This is a genomic window from Intrasporangium sp. (assembly GCF_032907665.1).
In the GTDB taxonomy this organism is placed as follows: Bacteria; Actinomycetota; Actinomycetes; order Actinomycetales; family Dermatophilaceae; genus Intrasporangium.
This window is the reverse complement of record NZ_JAJJPG010000192.1, coordinates 1-4,889: the sequence shown is the minus strand read 5'-3', so window position 1 is coordinate 4,889 and position 4,889 is coordinate 1. Positions and strand designations below refer to the sequence as shown.

Sequence of the window (4,889 nt, the reverse complement as noted above, 5' to 3'; positions counted from 1 at the left end):
CCCCGGCCCCCGCGACCTCATCGGCGGCTCCACCGGAGTCGTCGTCCTGCCTCTCGTCGTGCTCGCGGCGCTCTTCCTCGCCGTCGGCATCCCTGGCCGGGCCGCGCCCACTCCCGGCAGACACCGGGTGCCGCCGGCCACCCCAGCGGGACACAGGTGAGGGACCGGCATTCAGGCCATCCGGCTGCAGCCGGATAGCCTGACGACCGTGCTCCTCCTCGCCATCGACACGTCCACGACCGCCATCGGCGTCGCGCTCCACAACGGCACGACGGTGGTGGCGGAGGCGACGACGCTCGACGCGCGGGCGCACGCAGAGCACCTCGCCCCCGGCATCCGCTCCGCCCTCGCCGAGGCGCAGGCCGACCCGACCGACGTCACCGGCGTCGTCGTCGGCATCGGCCCCGGGCCGTTCACGGGGCTCCGGGTCGGGATCGTGTCTGCGCGCACCTTCGCCTTCGCCCTCGGGATCCCCGTCAACGGTCTGTGCAGCCTCGACGCCCTCGCCCACGAGGCGTGGCTCCTGGGCCACCGCGGCGGCCTCCTCGTCGCGACGGACGCCAGGCGCAAGGAGGTGTATGCCGCCTCGTTCGTCCTCGACGACAGTGGAATCGCGCGGCTGGCTGGGCCGGTCGTGAGCCGAGCCGCCGACCTCGACGCGTCCTGGCGATCTTTGCCGGTGGCCGGCCGGGGCCCACTCCTCTACCCGGCCGACCTCGGCACGTCTGTGGAGGACGAGGGCCGGCCCAGCGGCATACGGCCCCTTCCCCTCGACGTGTCTGCCGGCGCGCTCGCCGACCTCGCGGTCCGCCGCCTCGCGACGGGGGACGACCTGGACGGCCTCGAGCCGCTCTACCTGCGTCGCCCCGACGTGGCCCTCGCGCCGCCGAGCCAGAAGTCGACCCTCGGATGACTGCGGTGCTGCGCGAGCTCGAGTGGACCGACATCGACACCTTGGCTCGGCTCGAGGCGGATCTCTTCGCGGACGATGCGTGGTCGGTGCAGACCTGGTGGGCAGAGCTCGCGGGCCGGCCGCGACGCGACTACGTCGTCGCAGTCGACCCGGTGGACCCACTGGACCCAGTCGACCCGGTCGACCCGGTCGACCCACGCCATGGCGAGCGCATCGTCGGCTACGGCGGCATCGACGTCGCGGGTGACGTGGCCGACGTCATGACGATCGCGACGGTTCGGGAGGCGCAGGGCCGGGGCCTGGGACGCCAGATCCTCGACGACCTCGTCCGGAGGGCCGAGCGCTCGGGGGCCACGGCCCTGCTCCTCGAGGTGCGTGCCGACAACGCCGCGGCGCGTCGCCTCTACGACGCCACTGGCTTCGAGGTCATCTCCGTCCGTCGGCGCTACTACCAACCGGGCGACGTCGACGCCCTCGTCATGCGCAAGCTCATCGGAGGAACCCATGGCTGACGAACCCCTCGTCCTCGGCATCGAGACCTCGTGCGACGAGACCGGCGTCGGGATCGTGCAGGGACAGACGCTGCTCGTCGACACCGTCGCGAGCAGCGTCGACGAGCACGCCCGCTTCGGCGGGGTCGTCCCCGAGGTCGCGAGCCGAGCACACCTCGAGGCCATGGTGCCCACCATCGAGCGGGCCTGCCACGACGCCGGTGTCGGGCTGCGTGACCTCGACGCGATCGCCGTGACGTCCGGGCCCGGCCTCGCCGGTTCCCTCCTCGTCGGCGTCGCGGCGGCCAAGGCCCTTGCCGTCGCGCTCGACAAGCCGATCTACGGCGTCAACCACCTCGCCTCGCACGTCGCGGTCGACATCGTCGAGCACGGGCCGCTCCCCGAGCCGACGATGGCGCTGCTCGTGTCCGGCGGTCACTCGTCGCTGCTCCTCGTGCCCGACGTCACCCACGACGTGCGCTCCCTCGGCTCGACGATGGACGACGCGGCCGGTGAGGCGTTCGACAAGGTCGCGCGAGTCCTCGGGCTGCCCTTCCCCGGCGGCCCGCACATCGACCGCGCAGCGCGGGACGGTGACCGGGTCGCCATCGACTTCCCTCGGGGCCTGACGACAGGACGAGACCTGGAACGGCACCGGTTCGACTTCTCCTTCTCCGGCCTCAAGACCGCCGTCGCACGGTGGGTCGAGCTGCGCCGCCGGGCGGGTGAGTCCGTCCCGGTGGCCGACGTGGCCGCCTCCTTCCAGGAAGCCGTCGTCGACGTCCTGACCAAGAAGGCGCTCCTCGCGTGCCGTGAGCACGACGTGGACCACCTCCTCATCGGGGGTGGCGTCGCCGCCAACTCCCGACTGCGCGCCCTCGCCGAGGAGCGCGCCGCCAGGGCAGGGGTCGCCCTGCGCGTCCCCCGTCCGGCGCTGTGCACCGACAACGGCGCGATGGTGGCTGCCCTCGGTGCCGAGATGGTGGCCAAGGGCCGTGAGCCGAGCGAGCTCGGCCTACCGACCGACTCGTCGATGCCCGTGGAGCTGGTCCAGTCCTGACCTCATCCCACCCTCCCGCCACCCCGCCGCGGCGCGATTCGATGTGATCGATCGAGGTCTGGCTCGATCGATCACATCGACCGGGGAGCGGGTGCGTGGGTAGGGCAGGGCGGGGCGGGGCAGGGCAGGGTAGGGCAGGGCAGGGTAGGCGGGCTCAGGTGCAGCTCGCGAGACCCCGCTCGACCTTGAGCTGCAGGACCCGCGTGGCCGACTGCCTGACCTTGGCGGCAAAGGCTCCGCTGTCGGCCATCCGCCGGGTGAGCGCCCGGTGCATCGTCGGCGCCGTGTCGGGACGCGCGGTGAGGACGATGTCGCCGCCGGCGTCGACGAACCGCGTCGCCCGCGCTCCGACGGGTGTCCCCGAGACGGCCTTTGCGGCGCCGACGTCGTCGGTGATGACGACCCCGTCGTAGCCGAGCCGGGTGCGCAGCAGATCAGTGACGATCCGCTTCGAGAAGGTCGCGTGGACCCCGGGCTCGATGCGGCTGTAGATCGCTGACCCGACCATGACGAGGTCTGCGCCGTCGGCGATGCCCGACTCGAAGGGCCGCAGGTAGGGGTCGGTCGCGGTCGTGGTGCGGTCGGTGATGCCGTCGGCGGTCAGGTCGGTGTTGCCGGTGATCCGGCCGATGCCGGGGAAGTGCTTGATCGTCGCGGCGACCCCGCCCCGGTGCATCCCGTCGATGAAGGCACCGACCGCGCGGGAAACGGCGTCCGGGTCGGAGGCGTACTGCCGGTCCCACTGGCCGATCGGGTCGTTGTCACGGCCGACGTCGGCCGGCACCGTGTCGGCGACGGGGGCCAGGTTGACGTTGATCCCGACGGCACGCAGCTCCGTGGCCCAGCTGGCGGCGCGCCGAGTGAGCACGTCGGTCCCCAGGGCGGCTTGGGCGCGTCCGGTCGGGATCCGGGTGAAGCCCTCGCCGCGGAGCTGCTGGACGTTGCCACCTTCCTGGTCCGCGGCGAGCAGCAGCCTGGGCGCACCTGATCCGTCGACGAGGCTGTTGAGGTGCTTCGTCGTCGACCGGACCGGCTCCGCCCCTCCGAACCAGCCGCCGAGCAGGACGACGCCTCCGAGATGCCGGTCCCGGACGAGGTCGTCGAGGCTCGAGCGGCGTGCGTTGACGTCGAGGCCGACCATGAGCAGCTGCCCGGCCTGCTCGGACGCGGACATGCCGCCGACCAGGGTCTGCGCGCACCGCGCCGCGGAGGACGGGGTCGACGGGGTCGACGGGGGAGGGTTCGGCGCCCCGGAGCTCGCCGTCGCCGTGGGTGCCGCAGTCGTCGACGCCGCGGTCGTGGGCACCGAGCGCGCCGCCGTGGAGCTCGCACCAGCTCCCGTCGACGCCTCGGTGGCTCCGCCCCGGTCGCCGGAAGTGTCCCCGGGGGCCGAGCACGCCGTGATCATCGCAGCGACGACCGCTGCCAGGGCGGTCAGCCTGACGGGTCGGCGGGCACCAGCGGTCGCGACAGACGCGGCAGGCGCCGGTTCCGATGCTGGGCCGATGTCACGGAGGCGGGGAAGGAACACCCGACGACCGTACCCACTTACATAGTAGTCCTCGATTGGCTGCCCTTCGCGCGGGCGGGACGATACCTTGCGCGGTGTGACCGGAGAGCCCACACCCATCGTCCTCGACGTCGACACGGGGGTCGACGACGCCTGCGCGGTCCTGCTCGCTGCCACGCATCCCGGCCTCGACCTGCGAGCCGTCACCTGCGTCGGCGGGAACGCTCCCGTGGACGCCGTCGTCCGCAACACCCTCAAGGTCATCGAGGCGACCGGCCGCGGCGACGTCCCCGTGTCCCGGGGCGCGACCCGGCCCCTCCTGGAGCACCCCCACGACGCGCGGCACGTCCACGGCGACGACGGGATGGGCGACCTCGACTGGCCCGAGCCCTCGCTGCTCCCCGACCCCCGGCACGCGGTGGAGCTGCTGCGGGACGTCTGTCTCGAGGCGGCGGAGACCGGCGCACCGGTGACGCTCGTGCCGACCGCTCCACTGACGAACGTCGCGCTGCTGTTGCGGACCTACCCGGACGCCGCCCGGGGCATCGACCGCATCATCTTCATGGGCGGGGCGGCGCACGTCGGCAACGCGACGGCATCGGCGGAGTTCAACGTCTTCCACGACCCGGAGGCAGCGGCCATCGCCCTCGACGCGGCCGCCGACCTGTCCATCCCGGTCACGATGTACGGCCTCGACGTCTTCTACGAACCCGTCGTGACCCGCGCCGAGGCAGCCGAGATGGTTGCCGTCGGCGGCCGCAGCGGGGCTGAGCTCGGCGGACGGCTCGTCGAGTTCCAGTGCGACCGCTTCGGCCGGGACGCCGCGACCATCGGCGACGCCGGTGCGGTCTGTGCCGTGATCGACCCCGACGCGTTGATGACCCAGGTCCTGCCGATCCGGGTCGAGCTCGCCGG

At 73.0% G+C, this 4,889-nt stretch carries 5 protein-coding genes; 4 read left to right on the top strand and 1 reads right to left on the bottom strand.

Annotated features, from left to right (window positions below):
- Window positions 1–208: 208 nt before the first annotated feature.
- Genes tsaB through tsaD form a run of 3 tightly spaced genes read left to right on the top strand, consistent with a single transcriptional unit; the run spans window position 209 to window position 2,464 of the window.
- A complete protein-coding gene (gene tsaB, locus LOY02_RS17840; RefSeq protein WP_317183715.1) occupies window positions 209–913 on the top strand; it encodes a tRNA (adenosine(37)-N6)-threonylcarbamoyltransferase complex dimerization subunit type 1 TsaB in 705 nt (234 codons plus the stop codon).
- The gene (rimI, locus tag LOY02_RS17835) at window positions 910–1,425 is read left to right on the top strand and encodes a ribosomal protein S18-alanine N-acetyltransferase (protein WP_317183714.1); all 516 of its coding nucleotides are present in this window, start codon (window positions 910–912) and stop codon (window positions 1,423–1,425) included. The genes tsaB and rimI overlap by 4 nt, the downstream gene beginning before the upstream one ends.
- A complete protein-coding gene (tsaD, locus tag LOY02_RS17830; protein ID WP_317183713.1) occupies window positions 1,418–2,464 on the top strand; it encodes a tRNA (adenosine(37)-N6)-threonylcarbamoyltransferase complex transferase subunit TsaD in 1,047 nt (348 codons plus the stop codon). The genes rimI and tsaD overlap by 8 nt, the downstream gene beginning before the upstream one ends.
- Before the next feature lie 154 nt (window positions 2,465–2,618).
- Here the strand turns inward: tsaD and LOY02_RS17825 are convergent, their stop codons facing one another.
- On the bottom strand, window positions 2,619–3,638 hold the full coding sequence (locus LOY02_RS17825; protein ID WP_317183712.1) for a glycoside hydrolase family 3 N-terminal domain-containing protein: 1,020 nt from the start codon (window positions 3,636–3,638) through the stop codon (window positions 2,619–2,621).
- A 433-nt stretch (window positions 3,639–4,071) separates the two neighbouring features.
- Between LOY02_RS17825 and LOY02_RS17820 the strand changes: the two genes are divergently transcribed.
- Window positions 4,072–4,889 (top strand): nucleoside hydrolase (locus LOY02_RS17820; RefSeq protein ID WP_317183711.1); only part of this gene is annotated, 818 nt, incomplete at its 3' end.

What these genes read in the sequence shown, in the direction of transcription:
- rimI (WP_317183714.1), top strand. Translation starts at nt 910, where the DNA reads ATGACTGCGGTGCTGCGCGAGCTCGAGTGGACCGACATCGACACCTTG.
- tsaD (WP_317183713.1), top strand. Translation starts at nt 1,418, where the DNA reads ATGGCTGACGAACCCCTCGTCCTCGGCATCGAGACCTCGTGCGACGAG.
- LOY02_RS17825 (WP_317183712.1), bottom strand. Translation starts at nt 3,638, where the DNA reads ATGTCCGCGTCCGAGCAGGCCGGGCAGCTGCTCATGGTCGGCCTCGAC.